Annotated in this window: 15 protein-coding genes; 6 read left to right on the top strand and 9 right to left on the bottom strand. The window is 65.2% G+C overall.

The window, feature by feature from the left end:
* Nucleotides 1-307: 307 nt before the first annotated feature.
* A complete protein-coding gene (rsmI, locus tag XBLMG947_RS00470) occupies nucleotides 308-1,135 on the bottom strand; it encodes a 16S rRNA (cytidine(1402)-2'-O)-methyltransferase (protein WP_065465907.1) in 828 nt (275 codons plus the stop codon).
* A gap of 83 nt (nucleotides 1,136-1,218) precedes the next feature.
* On the opposite strand from rsmI, the gene XBLMG947_RS00465 reads away from it, so the two are divergent.
* From XBLMG947_RS00465 to XBLMG947_RS23080, 6 genes are all read left to right on the top strand, one after another.
* Entirely contained in the window at nucleotides 1,219-2,949 is a 1,731-nt protein-coding gene (locus XBLMG947_RS00465; RefSeq protein ID WP_065466042.1) for a penicillin-binding protein activator, read from the top strand.
* Nucleotides 2,950-2,952: 3 nt separating this feature from the next.
* Nucleotides 2,953-3,321 (top strand): YraN family protein, encoded by a 369-nt coding sequence (locus XBLMG947_RS00460; protein WP_065465906.1) that lies wholly within the window; start codon nucleotides 2,953-2,955, stop codon nucleotides 3,319-3,321.
* A gap of 29 nt (nucleotides 3,322-3,350) precedes the next feature.
* Nucleotides 3,351-3,890 carry a metal-dependent hydrolase gene (locus XBLMG947_RS00455; protein ID WP_065465905.1) on the top strand — a complete coding sequence of 180 codons (540 nt, stop codon included), beginning with the start codon at nucleotides 3,351-3,353 and terminating at the stop codon, nucleotides 3,888-3,890.
* Nucleotides 3,887-5,272: an FAD-binding oxidoreductase gene (locus XBLMG947_RS00450; protein WP_065465904.1), complete on the top strand. Its 1,386-nt coding sequence runs from the start codon at nucleotides 3,887-3,889 to the stop codon at nucleotides 5,270-5,272. The genes XBLMG947_RS00455 and XBLMG947_RS00450 overlap by 4 nt, the downstream gene beginning before the upstream one ends.
* Before the next feature lie 120 nt (nucleotides 5,273-5,392).
* The gene (locus XBLMG947_RS23440) at nucleotides 5,393-5,956 is read left to right on the top strand and encodes a lysozyme inhibitor LprI family protein (RefSeq protein WP_245228082.1); all 564 of its coding nucleotides are present in this window, start codon (nucleotides 5,393-5,395) and stop codon (nucleotides 5,954-5,956) included.
* Nucleotides 5,957-6,259: 303 nt separating this feature from the next.
* Nucleotides 6,260-7,450 (top strand): XVIPCD domain-containing protein, encoded by a 1,191-nt coding sequence (locus tag XBLMG947_RS23080; RefSeq protein ID WP_167351990.1) that lies wholly within the window; start codon nucleotides 6,260-6,262, stop codon nucleotides 7,448-7,450.
* Nucleotides 7,451-7,563: 113 nt separating this feature from the next.
* Here the strand turns inward: XBLMG947_RS23080 and XBLMG947_RS00435 are convergent, their stop codons facing one another.
* From XBLMG947_RS00435 to XBLMG947_RS00400, 8 genes are all read right to left on the bottom strand, one after another.
* Nucleotides 7,564-8,280, bottom strand: coding sequence for a response regulator (locus tag XBLMG947_RS00435; RefSeq protein WP_065465902.1), 717 nt, complete (start codon nucleotides 8,278-8,280; stop codon nucleotides 7,564-7,566).
* Nucleotides 8,270-10,930 carry a sensor histidine kinase gene (locus XBLMG947_RS00430; RefSeq protein WP_065465901.1) on the bottom strand — a complete coding sequence of 887 codons (2,661 nt, stop codon included), beginning with the start codon at nucleotides 10,928-10,930 and terminating at the stop codon, nucleotides 8,270-8,272. The genes XBLMG947_RS00435 and XBLMG947_RS00430 overlap by 11 nt, the downstream gene beginning before the upstream one ends.
* 51 nt (nucleotides 10,931-10,981) lie before the next feature.
* Nucleotides 10,982-11,611, bottom strand: coding sequence for a potassium-transporting ATPase subunit KdpC (gene kdpC / locus XBLMG947_RS00425; RefSeq protein ID WP_065465900.1), 630 nt, complete (start codon nucleotides 11,609-11,611; stop codon nucleotides 10,982-10,984).
* A 40-nt stretch (nucleotides 11,612-11,651) separates the two neighbouring features.
* Nucleotides 11,652-13,700: a potassium-transporting ATPase subunit KdpB gene (gene kdpB, locus XBLMG947_RS00420; RefSeq protein ID WP_065465899.1), complete on the bottom strand. Its 2,049-nt coding sequence runs from the start codon at nucleotides 13,698-13,700 to the stop codon at nucleotides 11,652-11,654.
* A 12-nt stretch (nucleotides 13,701-13,712) separates the two neighbouring features.
* Nucleotides 13,713-15,506: a potassium-transporting ATPase subunit KdpA gene (gene kdpA, locus XBLMG947_RS00415; protein ID WP_065465898.1), complete on the bottom strand. Its 1,794-nt coding sequence runs from the start codon at nucleotides 15,504-15,506 to the stop codon at nucleotides 13,713-13,715.
* A gap of 15 nt (nucleotides 15,507-15,521) precedes the next feature.
* Nucleotides 15,522-15,614 (bottom strand): potassium-transporting ATPase subunit F, encoded by a 93-nt coding sequence (locus XBLMG947_RS00410; protein WP_006452907.1) that lies wholly within the window; start codon nucleotides 15,612-15,614, stop codon nucleotides 15,522-15,524.
* A gap of 433 nt (nucleotides 15,615-16,047) precedes the next feature.
* Nucleotides 16,048-17,526 carry a type III secretion system effector protein gene (locus tag XBLMG947_RS00405; RefSeq protein WP_065465897.1) on the bottom strand — a complete coding sequence of 493 codons (1,479 nt, stop codon included), beginning with the start codon at nucleotides 17,524-17,526 and terminating at the stop codon, nucleotides 16,048-16,050.
* A gap of 225 nt (nucleotides 17,527-17,751) precedes the next feature.
* Nucleotides 17,752-19,332, bottom strand: coding sequence for a CocE/NonD family hydrolase (locus tag XBLMG947_RS00400; RefSeq protein WP_065465896.1), 1,581 nt, complete (start codon nucleotides 19,330-19,332; stop codon nucleotides 17,752-17,754).
* Nucleotides 19,333-19,483: the final 151 nt, after the last annotated feature.

Below are 19,483 nucleotides of genomic sequence, written 5' to 3'. Positions count from 1 at the left end.
GAGCGGCTGATCCGTAAACCCAAGACTGATCTGTACGCCAGGCAGAAGCCGTGCCAATCGCGGCTTCAGCGATACCAGTAATTTTTCACGCGCCCGAGCGAGCGCCTTTCCATCCGGACGCAGAAGTTGGGTGATCTCGACTGCATAAGTTGAGCCATCAGCAATGCGAAAACGGATGTCTGCAGCAGGCTCTTTGGGCTGCTCTAGCTCGCCGATCGGCATCGGAAATGCATCCGGCCAGATCGTCGAGACATACTGGAACTGACGCAGCTCCAGCGCCTTCTTTTTGTCTTCGGCAGTTGCTGCGTCAGCCATTGCCGCCATACAACGCCTTACGCGGCGCACCGGTCAGCTCGGCGGCCAGCTTGGCGGCGGTGGACGGCGGCAGGTGTTCGGCGAGCTTGGCGTAGGCGCGGCGGCCTTCGGCCAGCTGGCCGTCGGCGGCGTCGGCGGCGCCCTGCACCATCACCACGAACTCGCCCTTGCGCTGGTTGTCGTCGGCTTCGACCTGGGCCTGCAGCTGCGCCAGGCTGCCGTCGAGCACGGTTTCGAACAGTTTGGTCAGCTCGCGGGCGATCACTGCCGGGCGCTCGTCGCCGAAGGCCAGGCGCAGGTCGGCCAGCGATTCGACGATGCGATGGGAAGATTCGTAGAACACCAGGGTGCGGGTCTCGCCGGCCAGGTGCGCCAGGCGCTCGCGGCGGGCGGCGCTCTTGGCCGGCAGGAAGCCTTCGAAGCCGAAGCGGTCGCTGGGCAGGCCGGCCACGCTGAGCGCGGCAATCGCCGCGCAGGCGCCGGGCACGGGGCTGACCTTGATGCCGGCCGCGCGGGCGGCGCGCACCAGCTTGAAACCCGGGTCGCTGACCAGCGGGGTGCCGGCGTCGCTGACGATGGCCAGCGACTCGCCCTCGCGCAGGCGCGCCACGATGCGCTCGGACATGGCCTCTTCGTTGTGGTCGTGCAGGGCCAGCAGCGGGCGATCGATGCCGAAATGGCTGAGCAACTGGCGGGTGTGGCGGGTGTCTTCGGCGCAGATCGCGGCCACGCCACGCAACACCTCCTGCGCGCGCGGCGACAGGTCGGCCAGGTTGCCGATCGGCGTGGCGACCACGTGCAGGGTTCCAGGGGACGTCATCAGCGGTTTTCCGGGGGCAAAGAGTAGAATCGTAGCGGTTTTCCACGGACCGCCCTGGCGGCCCCTGTCCAATGGATCTGAAAATGAACAAGCATGTTGCAAGGATCTCCACCCTTTCGCTGATGGTGATGTTGGCCGCCGGTTGCGCCACCAGCAGCGTCACACCGACCGCCTCGCCTACGCAGAGCGCGGCGCTGGCGCTGCTGGACCAGGGCAAGCCGCGCGAAGCCGCGCAGCAGCTGGAAGCCGAAGCCGCCAGTGCCAGCGGTGCGCAGCGCAGCCGGTTGCTAGCGGCCGCCGCCTTTGGCTGGCACGACGCCGGCGACGATGCGCGTGCCCGCACGTTGGTGGCGCAGGTCAACGCGCGCCAACTGAGCGGCGAGGAGCGCACCCGCTTCGGGCTACTCACCGGCGAGTTGGCGGTGATCGACAAGCAGGGCACGCAGGCATTGCAGGCGCTGGGCGACAGCCCGCATGGGCTCCCCCAGCCGCTGCAGACGCGCTGGCTGGTCGCCCGCGCCGCCGCGCTGGAAGCCACCGGCGACCTGTTCGGCGCCGCGGAGGCGCGGGCGCGCGCCGATGCCAGCCTGACCGGCACCGCGCGCAGCGAGAACCAGCGCGCCATCGTGCGTCTGCTGGCCGCGCTGGACGACGCTACCCTGAAGGGCCGCACCGCCGCATTGCCGGCCGGCGACCCGCTGTACAACTTCGCCGGGCGTGCATTGATCAGCCGCGGCCTGGGGCTGCCGCGCGCCTTCGAGCGCGATGCGCAGTGGGGCTTCGACACCAGCAAGCGGCCGCCGGCCGAGCGCGACGGCTATCGCCCGCCGGTCAAGCTGGGCGTGCTGTTGCCGCTCACCGGCAACCTGGCCACCGCCTCGGCGCCGGTGCGCGATGGCCTGCTGGCCGGCTATTACGGCGAAACGCGCCGCCGCCCGGAAGTGCAGTTCTTCGACACCGCCGGCACTGCCGCCGGTGCCAATGCCGCCTACGACAAGGCCGTGGGTGCCGGGGTGGATTACGTGGTCGGCCCATTGGGGCGCGACGAAGTCAGCGCGTTGTTCGCGCGCGGTCAGCTGGCGGTGCCGGTGCTGGCACTCAACCGTCCCACCGACAACAAGGCCCCGCCCAGCGGCAGCGCCGGGTTCTCGCTGGCGCCGGAAGACGACGGCATCATGGCCGCCGAATATCTGCTTTCGCGCGAACGCCGCAACGTGCTGATCGTCGGCACCAGCGACGACAACGGCAAGCGCACCATCAAGGCCTTCCGCGACCGCTTCACCGAACGCGGCGGCACGGTGGCCGGCAGCATCAGCGTTGCCGATGCGCCGGGCGACATCAGCGCGCAGCTGCGCAATTACGGCACCGCCGATGCGGTGTTCCTCGCGGTGCGCGGCAACACCGCACGCGCGCTGGCCCCGCAGCTGGCACTGGCCGGATTCGCCGGCAAGTCGCGTGTGGGCACCTCGCAATTGGTGGCCGGCACCGGCAAGGTCGAAGACGACCTGGCGCTGGATGGCATCGTCTACCCGAGCGAAACCTGGACCGCCCTGGGCGTGTCCGGCCTGCCGGCGGTCAGCCAGGTGGCCAGCACCATGCCCAGCGCGCGCGGCCCGGCCGCACGCCTGTTCGCGTTCGGCTACGACGCCTGGAAGATCAGTGCGTATCTGGAAAAACTCGCCACCGGGACCGATGGCGGCCTGCGCGGTGCGACCGGCACCTTGCACCTGGATGGTTTCGGCAATGTGCTGCGCACGCCGGCCTGGTCCACCTTCAACGGTGGCCGCCCGACTCCGATCGCCGACGGCCGCTGAGGGATGCCGGCGTCGCGTCAGCAGCGCGGTGCGGCGGTCGAAGCGGCCGCACGCGCGTTGCTGGAGCAGGCCGGGCTGCGGCTTGTGGTCGGCAATGCCAACTACCGTAGCGGCGAACTCGATCTGGTCATGCGCGATGCGCAATCGCTGGTGTTTGTGGAAGTACGTTACCGGCGCGACGACCGCTTCGGCGGCGGCGCGGCATCGGTGGACCGGCGCAAGCGCCGCAAACTGGTGCTGGCCGCGCAATTGTTTCTTGGCGCTCACCCCGCACTGGCGTCGCTACCGTGTCGCTTCGATGTGGTCGATGCCAGCGGCGAACCGCCGGTATTGCACTGGATCCGCGACGCGTTCCGCGCCGACGACTGCTGACCGCCACCGACGCTCATACCGACGTTCCGATGCCAACCATCATGACCCACGCTGCCGTGCCGCTGGCGCTCTGGTGCGCCAGTGAACGCGGCCGCATCTCGCCGCGCCTGCTCGCTGCTGGCTGTGCGGCGGCGATGTTGCCGGATGCCGATGTGCTGGCGTTCGCACTGCAGATTCCCGACGCCGATGCGTTCGGCCATCGCGGTGCCAGCCACTCGTTGCTGTTCGCCACGGTGATCGCGCTGCTGGGCAATGTTGCGCATCGCCTGTTGCGTGCGGACGCACTGCAGGCAGCAGCGTTCCTGTTCGTTTGTGTCGCATCGCATCCGCTGCTGGATGCGATGACCTCCGGCGGCCTGGGCGTTGCACTGGCGTGGCCTTGGAGCGAGGCACGCGGGTTCGCCCCGTGGCGGCCGATCCGCGTGTCGCCCTTCGCCAATGGTTTCTTCAACGCGCGCGGCCTGACCACGCTGCTCTCCGAGCTGCGCTGGGTCTGGTTGCCGCTCACCGCCGCAGTGCTGGGATGGAAATGCATCCAGCGCGCCGCACCACAGGATCACCCGCAATGACCGATGTACTTCCCGCCGCACTGACCGAGCTGTTGTCCGCGCGCCTCGGTGCCGATGGCTGGTTGACCGGCGACGATGCGCGCCGCCGGTATGGCGAAGACGATTCCCGCCGCTGGGCACTGCCTGCTGCCGTTGCCTTGCCGCGCGATACCGATGAGGTGGTGGCGATCGTGCAGGCCTGCCGTGCGCACGGCGTGCCGATCGTGGCGCGCGGCGCCGGCACCGGCACCACCGGCGCGGCAGTGCCGTTTTCCGGCGGCGTGGTGGTGTCGATGGCACGCATGAATCGCATCGTTGCGCTGCGCCCGGAAGACCGCTGCGCAGTGGTGCAGCCGGGCCTGCTCAATGGCGACCTGCAACAGGCGCTGCAGCCGCATGGATTGTTCTGGCCACCGGATCCGTCCAGTGCGGAGATCTGCAGTATCGGCGGCAATTTATCCACCAATGCCGGCGGCCCGCGCGCGGTGAAATACGGCGCTACCCGCGACAACGTCCTTGGCCTGGTGGCAGTGACCGGCACCGGCGATGTCATCCGCTGCGGCGGCGCTTACACCAAAAATTCCACCGGCTACGACCTCACGCATCTGTTGGTCGGCAGCGAAGGCACCCTGGCGATCATCGTCGAAGCGACCTTGAAGCTGACCCCACGTGCGATCGCACAAGCCGGTTTGCGCGCGCTGTATCGCGATGCATCAAGCGCGGCCGCGGCCGTGTCGCGGGTGATGGCGCAGCCCACCACGCCGACCATGCTGGAATTCATGGATGCCAGCGCGATTGCACTACTGCGCCGCAACGGCAGCGATGTGCCCGACGCCGGCGCAATGCTGTTGATCGAAGCCGACGGCGATCACGACACCCTACCCTATGCCTTGCAGGCGCTGCATGACGCGGCCGATGGCGAGGGCGTGTTGAGTCTGGACATCGCCGCAGACGGCAGTGCGCGCGACAAGTTATGGGCCGCGCGCCGCGCCCTGTCGCCGGCCTTGCGTACCATCAAGCCCGGCAAGATCAACGAAGACGTGGTGGTACCGGTCTCGCGCATTCCCGAACTGATGGCCGGCGTGGAAGCGCTCGCCACGGAATTCGCACTGCCCATCGTCGCCTTCGGCCACGCCGGCAACGGCAACCTGCACGTCAACATCATGTACGACCCGGCCGATGCCGACGAAGACGCACGCGCACATGCAGCGCTGCCACGTCTGTTTACGCTGGTGCTGGCGCTGGAAGGCACGCTCTCCGGCGAACATGGTATCGGCGTGGCCAAGCGCGATTTCATGACCCAGGCCTTCAACCCGGCCACGCTGGCCGCGATGCGTGCGATCAAGGCCGCACTTGACCCGGATGGGATCTTGAATCCGGGCAAACTGCTGCCGCCTGCATGAGTAAATGATGAGCACCCTTCATTACATAATCTCACCGTCATAGCGCGGCAGCCACTTGATTAAATCAGGCTTATATGGATAGCTTGATCATCCAAATCAGGCAAGTAGGGCGGATCTCGAATGATCACGGTAAAAAAGCAACCAGAGAGACTTTCCGCGATCTATGGAAGAATCACACGCCTATGGTTGGGAATATTATTACTATCGGCATTGACTGGCTGCCCATCGCCAGATGTCAACGCCGCCGCTCAAGACAAGTCAGTGACGCCATCAAAGGTCAAGATAGATTGCTCACGCGTTGCTGCAGCCAAAGATAGAGAAGCCTGTTTGTTGGCATTACCGGCAAAGGAGTGCGAAGCATTAGGCTCCTCCTGCCTTGCACTGCAGCAAGCACGTACCATCAACGACGAAATGGCTGCAGCCGAGAAAAAGATCATCAGCAAGGCACGGGCAAGTTACGCCAGCTACACCGCCGACGACCCAGCGTATCTCAATGACCTCGAAAAGGACTTCTCGGCATCCGCCAATGCTTGGCGAACGTATCGCGACACCTATTGCCAAGCCGAGCCGTTGGTGCAGGGAATGTCTCGTAACGAGCAGGATGCGCTATCGGCAGCATGCAAGATGAGCATCACACGCTCACGTATCGAGCAACTGGAGCAACTCGCAAAATCCATCCCATAGGGTCCAGTCATGGCACAGAATTATAGATACGATGCGCTCAGCCGTCAGAGCTTCGAAGTTCTTGCTTACAACGCTGTTGGACGTGCCAGCGAAGTAAATCTCGGTGCTGCATACGCCTTACAACACAGCACGGGAAACTCAGGCTGGTCGGTAGGCATCATGCAATGGGACTTCGGCCAACCTGGGCGCGGTGAAGCTGCGGCGGAGATGCTTCGGCGTTATTCGGAGTGGGCGCCAACCGACCAACGCTTCACCCAAACATAGCAGACAGACCTGTTACGTCGACTACAGACACACGGCCAAGTGGGTAACGACCTTTCAGCTAGAGAGCAGGATCGTCTCAACGAATTTCTCAGGTCTGATGACGGGCGCATCTTTGTGCAAGACCTGAATGTTCAGCAGGTAGAGCGCAAATGGCAGGCCGTGGGACAGCCTTTGTCAGAAATAGGATGGCTGCGGGATCTCAACGGGACACACCCGGACGAAGCCGCTGAGATCGTTGCTGTCACCAGCAAACTTTACAACCAGAATCAGGCGCGTGGAGCGTTGCTTGTCGAAACGCTGCAGCAGTCCGCGGGCATGACGTCCGACGGCGTGCGCGAGTGGATCGGAAACCAAGGAATCGACGGATTGAATCCCGCAGCTCGCGCCGCGATCACATCTGGGCGCGATGCGACAGTCAAGGGCGTTAGCCTCGTCAACGCGTTGGAACTTGGAAACGAACCAGGCAGCGGAGAGTGGAGGACCCAGGTCAGGGATGCCAACAACCCGGCCTTGGCCAGAGGATTCAACAGCGAACCCAGCTTGCAGCTTTTCGACGCCATGTTGCGCGATCCAGTAAATGGGGCGCGCATTCTTGGAAGGATGGATGCCGAAACAGCTGGACCGCCGCTAGTGATTACCGGTGTAAACGAACTTGCCAGAGCTGAAATCTCTCAGGTTAGAGTTGATCGTCAAGGCCACTTATCGGTGACTGATCCCTCCGGGGAAATGCACACCTGGGATGGCAGATCTTGGGCTTCAGCACTGGAACGAACCGACCCCATCTACCACCAGGGAGCCCACCCTTTTGGGCCACCTGCACTACTGACCCTCGATTCGCCAGCCTTGCCGCCAATATTCGCGCAATGCGTAGAACGCGTTCATGCATTGGACCAATCATTGGGGAGATCACCAGATGAACGCAGCGATCGGGCGGCGGCATGTCTGGCGACCGAGGCAATGGCAAACGGTCTCACACGTGTGGATCACGTAATGCTCAGCACGGCCACGCCATCACTGCAGGCTGGACATCATTTCTTCGCAGTACAGGGCAGTCCTAGCAACCCTGCGCACATGCGAGCTCATGTGGAAACCGAGGTGGCGATCAATACCCCGATCGAAGTGTCGGTCCAGCGTGGTCTGGACCTCCAACAAGAACAGTTAACTCAGCAGCAGAAAATACAACTGGAGCAAACACAGGAACCGCAACACCAGGGACCGGTGATCGGATAGATTGTGACACGAGTCTGGTGTTGCCCGAGCTGCTCGCCAATCCATTCGCAACCACTTGCCTGGCGGGTGCACTTCTACCGAATGAAGGTAATCCAACCTGCAGGCTATCGAGCTCAGCGCGCCACGCCGATAAACCGCAGCCCCACGCCCGGTTCGGTGACGATGTAATGCGGGTCGGCGGCATCGTCGTGCAGCTTCTGGCGCAGTTTGCCGACCAGGATGCGCAGGTAGTGGGTGTCTTCTTCGTGGGTGGGACCCCACACTTCGCGCAGCAATTGCGGCTGGGTGACCACGCGACCGGCATGCTTGAGCAGCAGCGCGAGCAAGGCGTATTCCTTGCGGCTCAGCGGCACGGCTTCGCCGTTGAGGGTGACTTCGCGCAGGCCCAGGTGGATATGCAGGCGGCCGTCGTCGAATACGCTTTCTTCCACCGTGCTCCCGGCGCCCGCCTGACGCAGCAGCGAGCGGATGCGGGCCATCAATTCCTGCACGCCGAAGGGTTTGGTGACGTAATCGTTGGCGCCGGCATCGAGCGCGGCGACCTTCTCGGTTTCGCCGGCGCGCACGGTGAGCATGATCACCGGCACGTTGGACCACTGGCGGATCTCGCGCAGCACTTCGTGGCCGTCGCGGTCGGGCAGCCCGATGTCCAGCACCACCAGTTCGGCGCCCTGCCCGGCCAGCATGGCCAGACCCTCTTCCGCGGTGCCGGCCTGCAGCACGCGGTAGCCCTGCGCACGCAGGCTGATGTCGAGAAAACGGCGGATCTGCGGTTCGTCGTCGACGATCAGCACACGGGCGGGCGGGATGGCAGTGAGGTCAGTCGGCATCGGGGCGAGGTGGCGCGGCGGGAACGAGCAGTGGCAGCGTAATGCGGATTGTGGTGCCGTGACCATCCGCGCCTGCCAATGCTTGCACGCTACCGCCGTGCGCGCCGATCATGCCCTGGCAGATGGCCAGGCCCAACCCGGTGCCGTTGCGCCCACGGTCGCCGCGCTCCACGCTGTAGAACATGTCGAAGATGCGCGCGCGCTCGTCTTCGGGAATGCCCGGGCCCTGGTCGCCGATGTCGATCTGCAGCGCGCCGGCACGCAGCTGCGCGTGCACGGTCACCGCCGCGTCGGCGGGTGAAAATTTCGCCGCATTTTCCAGCACGTTGAAGATGGCTTGTTCGACCAGCGCCGGGTGCACCCAGATCGCCGGCAGGTCGGCCGCCAGGTCCAGTTGCAGGCGCACCTCCGGCTGGTAGCGCTGCAGGCGGCGCGTGGCCGAGCCGAGCAATTCGTCCACGCCGATCCAGTCGCGATTCAAGGTCAGCCCGGTGTGGCCGAGCCGGGTCATATCGAGCAGGTTCTGGATGTAGCGATCGAGCCGCTCGCCTTCGAGCTGGATGGTGTCGAGCAGGCTGTGGCGGTCGTGCGCGTCCATCGCATCGCCGTAGCTGGCCAGACTACTGGCCGAGCCGATCATCGAGGCCAGCGGCGAGCGCAGATCGTGCGAGACCGACGACAACAGCGCCGAACGCAGGCGCTCGGTTTCGCCGCTGACGCGCGCGCCTTCCAGATCGGCGACCAGGCGCGTGCGCAACGCGGCCTGCCCAATGTCTTCCACCATCGCTTCAGCCAGGCGGCGTTGTTCCAGACCGGGCCGTTGCACGCCTTGGCGAAAGCGCAGCGCGGCCACGCCCAGGGTGCCGCGCTCGTGGCGTACCGGCAGGCACCACCACTGCGCCCCGGCCAAGGTATCGGTGAAGCGGCCGGCCGGCTGACCGTGCCGCTGGGTCCAGTCGGCGGCGCTGCGATCGAGTGCACCGAAGCTGGTAGGAGCATCGCTTTCACGTTGCTCCAGGCGCAGCCAGACGTCAGCATCCAGCGCGGTGGTCAGCGCGCGACGGCCGGCTTCCAGTACCTGACCGAGATCGGCAGCGGTGCTGAGCTGGCGAGCCAGCGCCTGCAAGGCGTTGGCGTGCGCATTGGCCGCGCGCAAGGCCAATACCTGGCTGCGCAGGCGGGAGGCCAGCCGGCCGGCAACCAGCGCGGCGAGCAGGAACATGCACACCGTCACCACGCCCTGGCGCGCGCTGATCTGCAAGGTGAAACGCGGTTCGATGAAGAAGAAGTTGTAGGCGACAAAACTCAGCAACGCGGCGACCACCGCAGCGGCCATGCGCGTGCGCGAGGCCACCAGCACCACCGCGACGATGAACACCATCGACAGGTCGTCGATGTCGGTCCAGCGTTGCAGCAACCACGCCACACCCACCGCACCGGCCGCGGCGATCGCAGCGAACGCCATGTCGTACCGCTGCAGCCACTGGCGCGGGTGGCGCCAGCGCTGGCGCGCACGTGCGCGCGCATCGGCGGAGCTGACGATGACCAGTTCGTAATGCGCGCCACGCTGCAGCAACTGCTGGGTCAGGGTGCGATTGAACATGCGCGCCAGCGGACGTTCGCGGGTGCGCCCCAGCACCAGGGTGGAGATGCCATTTTGCGAAGCGAAATCCAGCAAGGCATCGGCGACGTTGGTACCGTGCAGCAGTGCGGTGTCGCCCCCCAACCGGCGCGTCAAGGCGAACGCGCGGTCGATTTCCAGCTGCCAGGCGGCATCGGTGACGGTGCGGGTCTGCACGGTGACCACCGTCCATGGTGCATCGCGCCGCTCCGACAAGCGCCGCGCCACGCGCACCAGATAATCCGAGCTGCCACGACCATCGATGGCGACCACGACGCGGCGCCGCAACGCGGCGGTGCCGGGCAAGCCGCGCGCGGCCTGGGTGTCGCGCAGATCGCTGTCGACGCGATCGGCGGCGGTCTGCATCGCCAGCTCGCGTAGCGCGGTGAGGTTGGATGGCGAGAAAAACGCCTGCAACGCCTGCGTGGCCTGCTCGGGCAGATACACCTTGCCCTGCTGCAGGCGCTCGATCAGTTCGCGTGGCGGCAGATCCACCAGCACGATGTCGCGCAGGCGGTCGAAGACGGCGTCGGGCACGGTCTCGGACACGCGCACGCCGGTGATGCGCAGCACGATGTCGTTGAGACTTTCCAGGTGCTGGATGTTGACCGTGGTGTAGACATCGATGCCGGCATCGAGCAACTCCACAATGTCCTGCCAGCGCCGCTCGTGGCGACTGCCCGGCACGTTGCGGTGGGCCAGTTCGTCGATCAAGGCCAGCCGCGGTTTGCGTGCCAGCAGCGCATCCAGATCGAGTTCTTCCAGCATGCGGCCCTGGTAACTCACGCGGGCGCGCGGTAGCAGCGGCAATCCCTCCAGCAACGCAGCGGTTTCACTGCGCCCGTGCGTTTCCACCACGCCGGCGACCACATCCATGCCCTGTCGCAGGCGCTCGCGCGCCCGCGACAACATGGCGTAGGTCTTGCCCACCCCGGGTGCGGCACCCAGGAAGACCGTCAACCGCCCACCGTGTTCGCGCTGTAATTCGCCAATCAAGGCATCGGCTTGCTGGGTGCGGGCGTCGGACATTGGAATGGGGAATGGATGGGGAATGGCAAAGCCTACAGCTGCCCAACGATCCTAGTGCTTTTGCTTCACCCCATTCCCGATTCCCGCCTCCCCAGTCCCGGCCTTGTCCAGCGCCAGGTTCAGGGCGAGCACGTTGACCCGCGGCTGTCCAAACAGTCCGAACTGCGGGGCTTCGGTCGCAGCCTGCACCAATGCTGCAACGCGTTGCTCCGGCCAGCCGCGTGCGGCGGCCACGCGGCGGATCTGCACCTGTGCGCCGGCAGGACTCAGATGCGGGTCCAGGCCGCTGCCGGATTGCGTCAGCAACTCGCCCGGCACCGCGTCCGGCGCAATGCCGTCGCGCGCTGCCACTTGTGTGCGCGCGGCAGCGATACGGGCCAGCAGATCAGGATTGGAGCGTGCCTGGTTGCTGCCCGAAGCGGCGGTGAGGTCGTACTTGGCCGCCGAAGGACGCGGCTGGAAATAGCGCGCATCGGTAAACGGCTGGGCAACCAACGCCGAGCCGACGACGCGTGCATCGACACGCAACAGCGAGCCGTTGGCCTGTTCGGAGAACAGCGCACCGGTGATGCCGGTGGCGATCAGCGAATAGGACAAGCCCAGGCCGAGCAGAATGAACACCGCGAGCATCAGCGAACCGCGCAGGGCACCGTCGTCGCGTAACGGCAAGGAAGAAGACATGGACATGTTCCCGGAAGTAGAAAGGTGCTTCACACGCAACTCAGGCGCCGAAGACGGCGACCAGCGCCAGATCGATCACTTTGATCGCAGCGAACGGCAGCAACACGCCACCCACGCCGTAGATCAGCATGTTTCGGCGCAACAACGCCGTGGCGCTGGAAGGACGGAAACGCACGCCGCGCAACGCCAGCGGAATCAATGCCGGAATGATCAACGCATTGAAGATCAACGCCGCCAGTACCGCGTGGCGCGGGCTGGAGAGCTGCATCACGTTGAGCGCGGCCATCGACGGGATCGCAGCAGCAAACAGCGCCGGCAGGATCGCGAAATACTTGGAAACGTCGTTGGCCAACGAGAACGTGGTCAAGGCGCCGCGCGTGATCAGCTGCTGCTTGCCCACTTCCACCACCGCCAGCAGCTTGGCCGGATCCGAATCCAGATCGACCATGTTGCCGGCTTCCTTGGCGGCCTGGGTACCGGAGTTCATCGCCAGGCCCACGTCGGCCTGTGCGAGCGCCGGGGCGTCGTTGGTGCCGTCGCCGACCATCGCCACCAGCCGTCCGCCAGCCTGCTCGGCACGGATGCGTGCCAGCTTGTCTTCCGGGCGGGCCTGGGCGATGTAGTCGTCCACGCCGGCTTCGGCGGCAATGGCAGCCGCGGTGAGCGGGTTGTCGCCGGTGATCATCACCGTCTTGATGCCCATCGCACGCAGCAGCGCAAATTTTTCCTTGATGCCCTGCTTGACCACGTCGCTCAACTCGACCACACCGAGCACATGGCGGCCTTCGGCCACCACCAGCGGCGTGGCACCGCCACGCGCGACTTCTTCGATGCGACCCTGCAATTCCGGTGACACCGTCGCGCCCATGCCCTGCACATACGCCACGATCGAATCGCCGGCGCCCTTGCGGATGCTGCGCCCGCCAAGATCCACACCGGACATGCGCGTCTGTGCGGTGAACGCGATGAAATGCGCACCCTCCCCCTCCACTGCAACCGCGCCTTGCTGGCGCGCCAGCTTGACGATGGATTTACCTTCCGGCGTCGGGTCGGCCAGCGAGGCGAGCATGGCCGCATCGCGCAGCTGTGCGCGGTCGACGCCAGCCAGCGGATGGAATGCAGTGGCCTGGCGGTCGCCGTAGGTGATCGTGCCGGTCTTGTCGAGCAGCAGTACATCCACGTCGCCAGCCACTTCCACTGCCTTGCCGGATTTGGCCAGCACATTGGCCGACAGCGCGCGGTTCATGCCGGCAATACCGATCGCCGGCAATAGCCCGCCGATGGTGGTCGGGATCAGGCACACCAGCAGCGCAATCAGCAACAGCGGGTCCAACGAGACACCGACAAAGCCCGCGATCGCCGGCAGCGACGCCACCACGATCAGGAAGGTCAGCGTCATCGCGGCCAGCAACAAGGTCAGCGCGATTTCGTTCGGCGTCTTCTGTCGGTTGGCGCCTTCCACCAACGCAATCATGCGATCGAGGAAGCTGTGCCCCGGCTCGGCGGTGACCTTGAACACGATCTCGTCGGAGAGCACGCGCGTGCCACCGATGACGCCGCTACGGTCGGTACCGGCCTCGCGCAACACCGGTGCCGATTCGCCGGTCACCGCTGCCTCGTTGATGGTGGCAACACCCCGCACGATCTCGCCATCGGCCGGCACGAATTCGCCTTCGGACACCATGACGTAATCGCCCGGACGCAGCTCTGCTGCCGGCACGCGGGTTTCGCGGCCACCAAGTGCGGTTTCCACCCGGCGTGCCACCAGGTCCTTGCGTGCACGCCGCAACGAAGCAGCCTGGCCGCGGCCACGCGCTTCGGCAATGGCTTCGGCAAAGTTGCCGAACAACACGGTGACGAACAGAATCGCCGTCACCGCCCAGCCGAAGCCGGCATGCGCATGCCCGCTGGCCGTGATTACCGCCGCCAGCAAGGTGCCGCCCATCACCACCGCCATCACCGGGCTGCGCAGCAGATGCCGCGGCGCCAACTTGCCGAAGGCGGCGCGCATTGCCGCAACCAGCACGGCGGTATCGAACAACGCTGCGTCACCGCGCTCGCGTTTTTCAGTCGTATCGATCGTAGACATTGCTCAAAACTCTCAGGACGCCGCCAGGGCGAGGTGTTCAGCGATAGGACCCAGCACCAGTGCCGGCATGAACTGCAGCACGGTCAGCACCAGCACGATCGCCATCAGGGTCAGCGCAAAGGTGGGCGTTTCGACCTGCAGGCTGCCGGCCGACTCAGGCGCACGCCGCTTCACTGCCATGCGCGCAGCCACCATCAACGGCAGGATCAACGCCGGATAGCGCCCCAGCACCAGCACCAACGAGCAGCTCAGATTCCACCAGTACGTGGCATCGCCCAGACCTTCGAAACCCGAACCGTTATTGGAAAACGCTGAGGTGTACTCGTAGAACACCTGGCTGATGCCGTGGAAACCGGGGTTGGAATTGGCGGTAAATGCCGGCAATGCCAGCGCCGCAGCGGTAAAGCCCAGCACCACCAACGGCTGCAGCAGGATCAACAACGCCAGCAACTGCACTTCGCGCGATTCGATCTTGCGGCCGAACAACTCCGGCGTGCGTCCGGTCATCAAACCGGCCAGGAACACGCTCAGCAACAGATACACCACAAACTGCTGCAAGCCGCAGCCGATACCACCCCAGACGGCATTGATCAGCATGTTGACCAGGGTCACCAGGCCGCTCAACGGCGCCAAGGAATCGTGCATCGCGTTGACCGAGCCATTGGAGGTCTGCGTGGTCAACGCCGCCCACAACGCAGAGGCATCCGCACCGATACGCACTTCCTTGCCTTCCATCAGTGCCGGCGAGTTCGCGCTGGCCGAATGCGCTTCGGACCACATCAACAACGCGGTGGACGCGGCCGACATCGTCAACATGGTGCCGAACACCAACGCAGTGAGTCGCTTGCGTCCGGTCAGATAGCCGACCATGAACACCAAGCTCATCGGCAATAACACGATGGCCAAGGTTTCCAGAAAATTGCTCAATGGCGTGGGGTTTTCCAGCGCGACCGAACTATTGGGGCCGTACCAGCCACCGCCGTTGGTGCCGAGCTGTTTCACCGCCACCATCGCCGCAACCGGGCCCACTGGAATGGTCTGCTTGGACATGCCGGCACTGCTATCCAACGGTGCAGCGGTCGCCGCGCCATGCAATGTCGACGGCACACCCTGCCAGCCAAGCAAGACGGTCCATAGCAGGCACAGCGGCAACAACACGCGCACGCTGGAGCGGATCACGTCGGCCCAGTAATTGCCGACGTCTGCTTCAGGCAGGGCTTCCAGGCCCGAACCCGTGTGGTGGCGTCCCTGATGCGACGGTTCCGACGTCGACACGTCGGTCCCGGACGTCGTGTCCGATGTAAGTGCAGCATCCGACGCCTGTTTGGCAGCGCGGCCACCGAACAACGCACGCAGCGTCGCAACCGCCAGTGCCAACCCCATCATCGGCGTTACCACCTGCAGGCCGACGATGCCGGTCATCTGCGCCAGATACGACAATTGCGCCTGGCCGGAGTAATGCTGCTGATTGGTGTTGGTGACGAACGACACCATGGTGTGCAGCGCGGTATCCCAGCGCATGTTCGGGATGGCGTCCGGATTGAACGGCAGCCACGCTTGGGTCATGAACACTACCCAGGTCAGCAAGCCAACGATCAGGTTGCTCAGCAAAAATGCCCCGCTGTACCCACGCCACGACATGCCCTGCTGCGGGCGCGTGCCGAGCAAGGCGTACAACGGCCGTTCGATCCAGCCGAACAACGCATCGCCACGCATCGGTGCGCCGCGCATCACGGCGGCCAGATAACGGCCCAGAGGCCACGCCAGCACGATGGCCAGCGCGTACACAAGAAAAGTTTCAGTCATTGGAGCGCACTCGGATCAGAAGTCTTCAGGCCGCAGCACCACGTACAGCAGGTACGCAGCGGCAACGAGTACGGCCACGCCGCACAACAGGGACAACCAGGCAGGCATATCAGCTACTCCCCGAGACGTGCGCACGACGGCGCGATGGATGCGATGTGCAACGGCGCAGGCAGCGTGTGCGTGCCAACATGGCAACGCGCTGCCGCACCGGGCGAGAAGCGCCGATGGAGCAGACAAGTGAAGGAATGCATCGGGATCGTCCACGGCGGAACCGCTCCGCCAACGTGCGCAGTCTCTGCCTGGGCTGCGTAAAGTCGCTATGGACCTGAATTAGCCGCCACGTAAATTCCGCATAAAATGCGCAGGCCAGCCCTGCGTCTTGACCAGAGAGCCCGCCGGGCGCTCCTGCGGTTGGCATGCCTCACTGCGCTGGCCTGGCGGCGCGCAGATGGCGCCGACGCCTTGGCGCCGCGCCAGACCGGGATGGCGCCGGGCATGCGCGTCCGCTTGTGTGACCAGACCACACTTAACCAAACAGCGCTCACATGTCCATGTACCTGCGCGACACAGTCGCAAGCATCATGCTGGCCGTGGCGGTCGCGTCATCGCATCTGGCGATGAGTTCAGCGGCCTGGTTCGGGATCGCCGCAGCCTGCGCACGGACGGCGGCAATGACCGGCATCTGCTCGCTCGGGAAGAGGCTCCCCGCCGCTGCAAGCACATCCAGGCTACACAGATAACGCACCGCGGCAGGCTGGTGCGGCAACGCCTCGGCCAACCGCCTCAACACCGCAGCGCCACTCTCTGTGCTGTCCAAGGCGTGCACGGCCCGCGTCAATTCCCTGAAGGCAGCCTGGCGCAATCCCGGATTGGGCAGTCTGTTCAACAAGGCCACCAAGTGAGTCAAGGCTTCGGCTCCATCGCCGGAACGCGCTAGGTGCTCGGCAAGCTGCGCATACGCCTGCTGGAATCGGTGAATCGGCCCCAATACGACAAGATGCAGTCGTAGGGTCACCTCTGCCAGCAGGCGGGGGCCGGTCTGAAGCGCGGCAGCCTCGGTTATCGCGAGGTTGACTGCCTCCTCTGGCAGCTGTCTGATCGTCGATGCCAGCAAATTAAACGGAAGTGCTCCGCCGATGCCTCCGGCAGCGCCACCCTGGGCCGGAGCCACAGCGCCTTGCGCCGCCGGCTCACCATCACCTTGTACGCCCGCTGCATCAGCCTCTGCTATTGCCCCCATGTGGCCACCGTGCGCTGCTCCGGCAGCAGCCTGCAGCGCTTGCCTTCGCGTGGCAATCAAACTGGGCAAGATTGCATGGAAGGCGAGCGCGCGCAGGTCCTCGGGCAAGCATCCCAGGTCATCCGTCAAGCGCGCCAGCACGCGAAATGCCATATCCCCGGAATAGCGGGTGGCGTGATTCAACACCGCGGTAAACGCCTCAAATCGCTGCGCCTGCGGCAATGATGGAATCCGCGCCGCAAGCCTTCCGTATTCGCGCAATATCTGCTCGCTGCGATCCTCATCGTCATAGCGGGTGGCGTGATTCAGCACCGCGGTAAACGCCTCAAATCGCTGCGCCTGCGGCAATGATGGAATCCGCGTCGCAAGCCTTCCGTATCCACGCAATATCTGCTCGCTGCGATCCTCATCGTCCGGGTAGGGGAAATGCGTCACTTCGTCCAGGGCGACACGCATGCTTTCTGCATCATGGACGGCCCCGAACTCCAAGCTCGGGTCATAACGCGGACGCGCGGTCAGGAACGCTCGCACATCCCTGGTGTCTTCCGCCATCTGCCGCGAGACGCTACCCAGGCGCACGAGGCTGCGTGGTCCACACCGCTGCACAACATCGCGGCGTAGATCACTCGGCAGCGCAGAAAGTCCGTCGAAGGTCTCGGCATGCTGGGGTGGCACTGTGCCTGGGTCGAGGACTCCTTGGCTCGCCGAAGCCTGTGACGTCTCCTGCGTTTGGCTGGTTGACGCCACAGCGTGCGGCAGACCGGTTCGGTTGATCGGCATCTCGGGTCTCCTGCGGTGTGCCGCAGCAGCGGCATCGAGTTAGGCTTCGTACGTACTTTCCCGAAAGCGATCTGGTGTCTGCGCGCACTACCAGAAATCGCGTTCGCCTGCGCGAACGCGACGTGGCCGGTGCAGATGCGGATTCGGCGAATAGTGTGCCAACCGCCGCTTTTCGCCAGTACCGCGGCGGACGACCTGGCATCGATGCAGATGCGGCGTGCTGCCCTACCGCAGCGGCACGTTCAACACCGACGGTGCTGCAACTGGCGAGGTGAATGTCACCGTGCCACCGCCGTCGCTGGCATCGGTATAGCGCGCGTCGCGGGTGTCGATCACCAGGACCAGCCGCTGCCCTGCCGGAATCTCGGTTGCCGCCGCCTGCAATGGCCAGTCCAGGGTGACGGCGCGCCCTGGTGTGGCATTGCACAGCGAGTAAGGTGCGTGCGTGATCAGTTGCGCCATGCCCAAGCCATCCATGCGGTACAGATACGCAAACAGACTTACCTTCGATTGACTGGGGACCACCGTCACACGCAGCGACGGGCTACCCGCCAGGCGTCGCGCACTATTCGATGGCGAGCCCACCCACACTGCGGCACCGGCGCGGTTGACCAGCGGAATGGAGGTGCTCACCGGCACGCCAATGCCCTGCAGCAATCCACTGACCAGCACCACGCCGGAATCGGCCAGGGTCGGCACGTCGGTGGCGATACGCGATTGCCATCCGCTCGCCGTCCCGCCGGTCAGCCCACCGGTCGGGCTGAGCGCCCCTGCTGGTGCGGAGAGGCCAAACTGCGTGGTGGCCTGTTGGACCGACGCCCAATCCGGATAGTCCAGCCATTGCCCGGCACGAGGCGACAGCCGCACCGGCGCTTCTGCATCCACCCCGTTGCGGAGTTGCTTGAGATGGCGATCGAACCAGCGCGTGGTCGCGGTATATATCTCGTTGGGCAAGCCCAAGGCGCCGGGCAGCTCCGTGGTGGCGTGATCGCCCTGGCTGAGCAACAGTTGTTTCGGGCCACGCAACTGGTTGAAGAACGCAATGGTCTGGTTCGGCGGGAACAACCCGTCGTTGAACGCATGACCCAGCAGCACGGCGGTGCCACGTGCGTTGAGCGCAGCCACGTCGGTGGCAGGGCTGCGCGACGCGGCTTGCGGCAGGAAGCCCTGCACCGCGCCGTCGTAATCGCCTTGCGCCACGCGTGCGCCGATCTGGCTCAGGTCCGGCCCGGCCCGGCCGGTCAGCGCGCCTGCGCCCACCAACAGCCCGACGCCTTGCTGGCTGACCGTGCGATTGGAATATAGCGAGGCTTCCAGATCGGCCCAGCCACTGAGCGCGGCCACCGCCTTGATGCGCGGGTCGCGCTCGGCGGCCAGCAGGCTGATGCCTGCCCCGTACGAAATGCCCGACGCGCCGATCGCATTCGGATTGGCCGGCGTATGCGCCAGTGCCCAGTCGATCACCGCGCTGACGTCTTCCACCGTGTCCGGCCCGGCAATATCGACCTGCCCGGCCGAATCCCAGAACCCGCGCGAGGTATAGCTGACGACCACGTAGCCCTCGCTGGCCAAGTGGTTGGCGCGTCCCAGATATTCCAGATTCGGCAACGACCAGCTGGCCGGCATCACGATCAGTGGAAACGGCCCGGCGCCTTGTCCCTGCGGCACCAGCACCAAGGCGCCCATCTGCGCGCCGTCCCAGCCGGGGATGCGTTCATCGCTCTTGCTGAAAGCACCCGCCACCGCCGGCGCCGAGGCCACCAGCAACGCCAGTGCGGCGATGCTCCCAATCCAACGTTTGCTCATGCTGCTGTCTCCACGCAAAGCCGGGCCGGGATGGCCCAGCGGCCATTGCCATGCATCCGTGGTTCGGGGGGGAGAACACCAGGCGAACGTACCAGACGGTACGGTATGGCTCAAGGGCCGGGATTCGGGATTCGGGATTCGGGATTCGGGA

Origin of the sequence: Xanthomonas bromi (assembly GCF_900092025.1) — a bacterium.
In the GTDB taxonomy this organism is placed as follows: domain Bacteria; phylum Pseudomonadota; class Gammaproteobacteria; order Xanthomonadales; family Xanthomonadaceae; genus Xanthomonas; species Xanthomonas bromi.
Note: the sequence above shows the minus strand (reverse complement) of the source record. Positions and strands in the feature narration are given on the sequence as shown.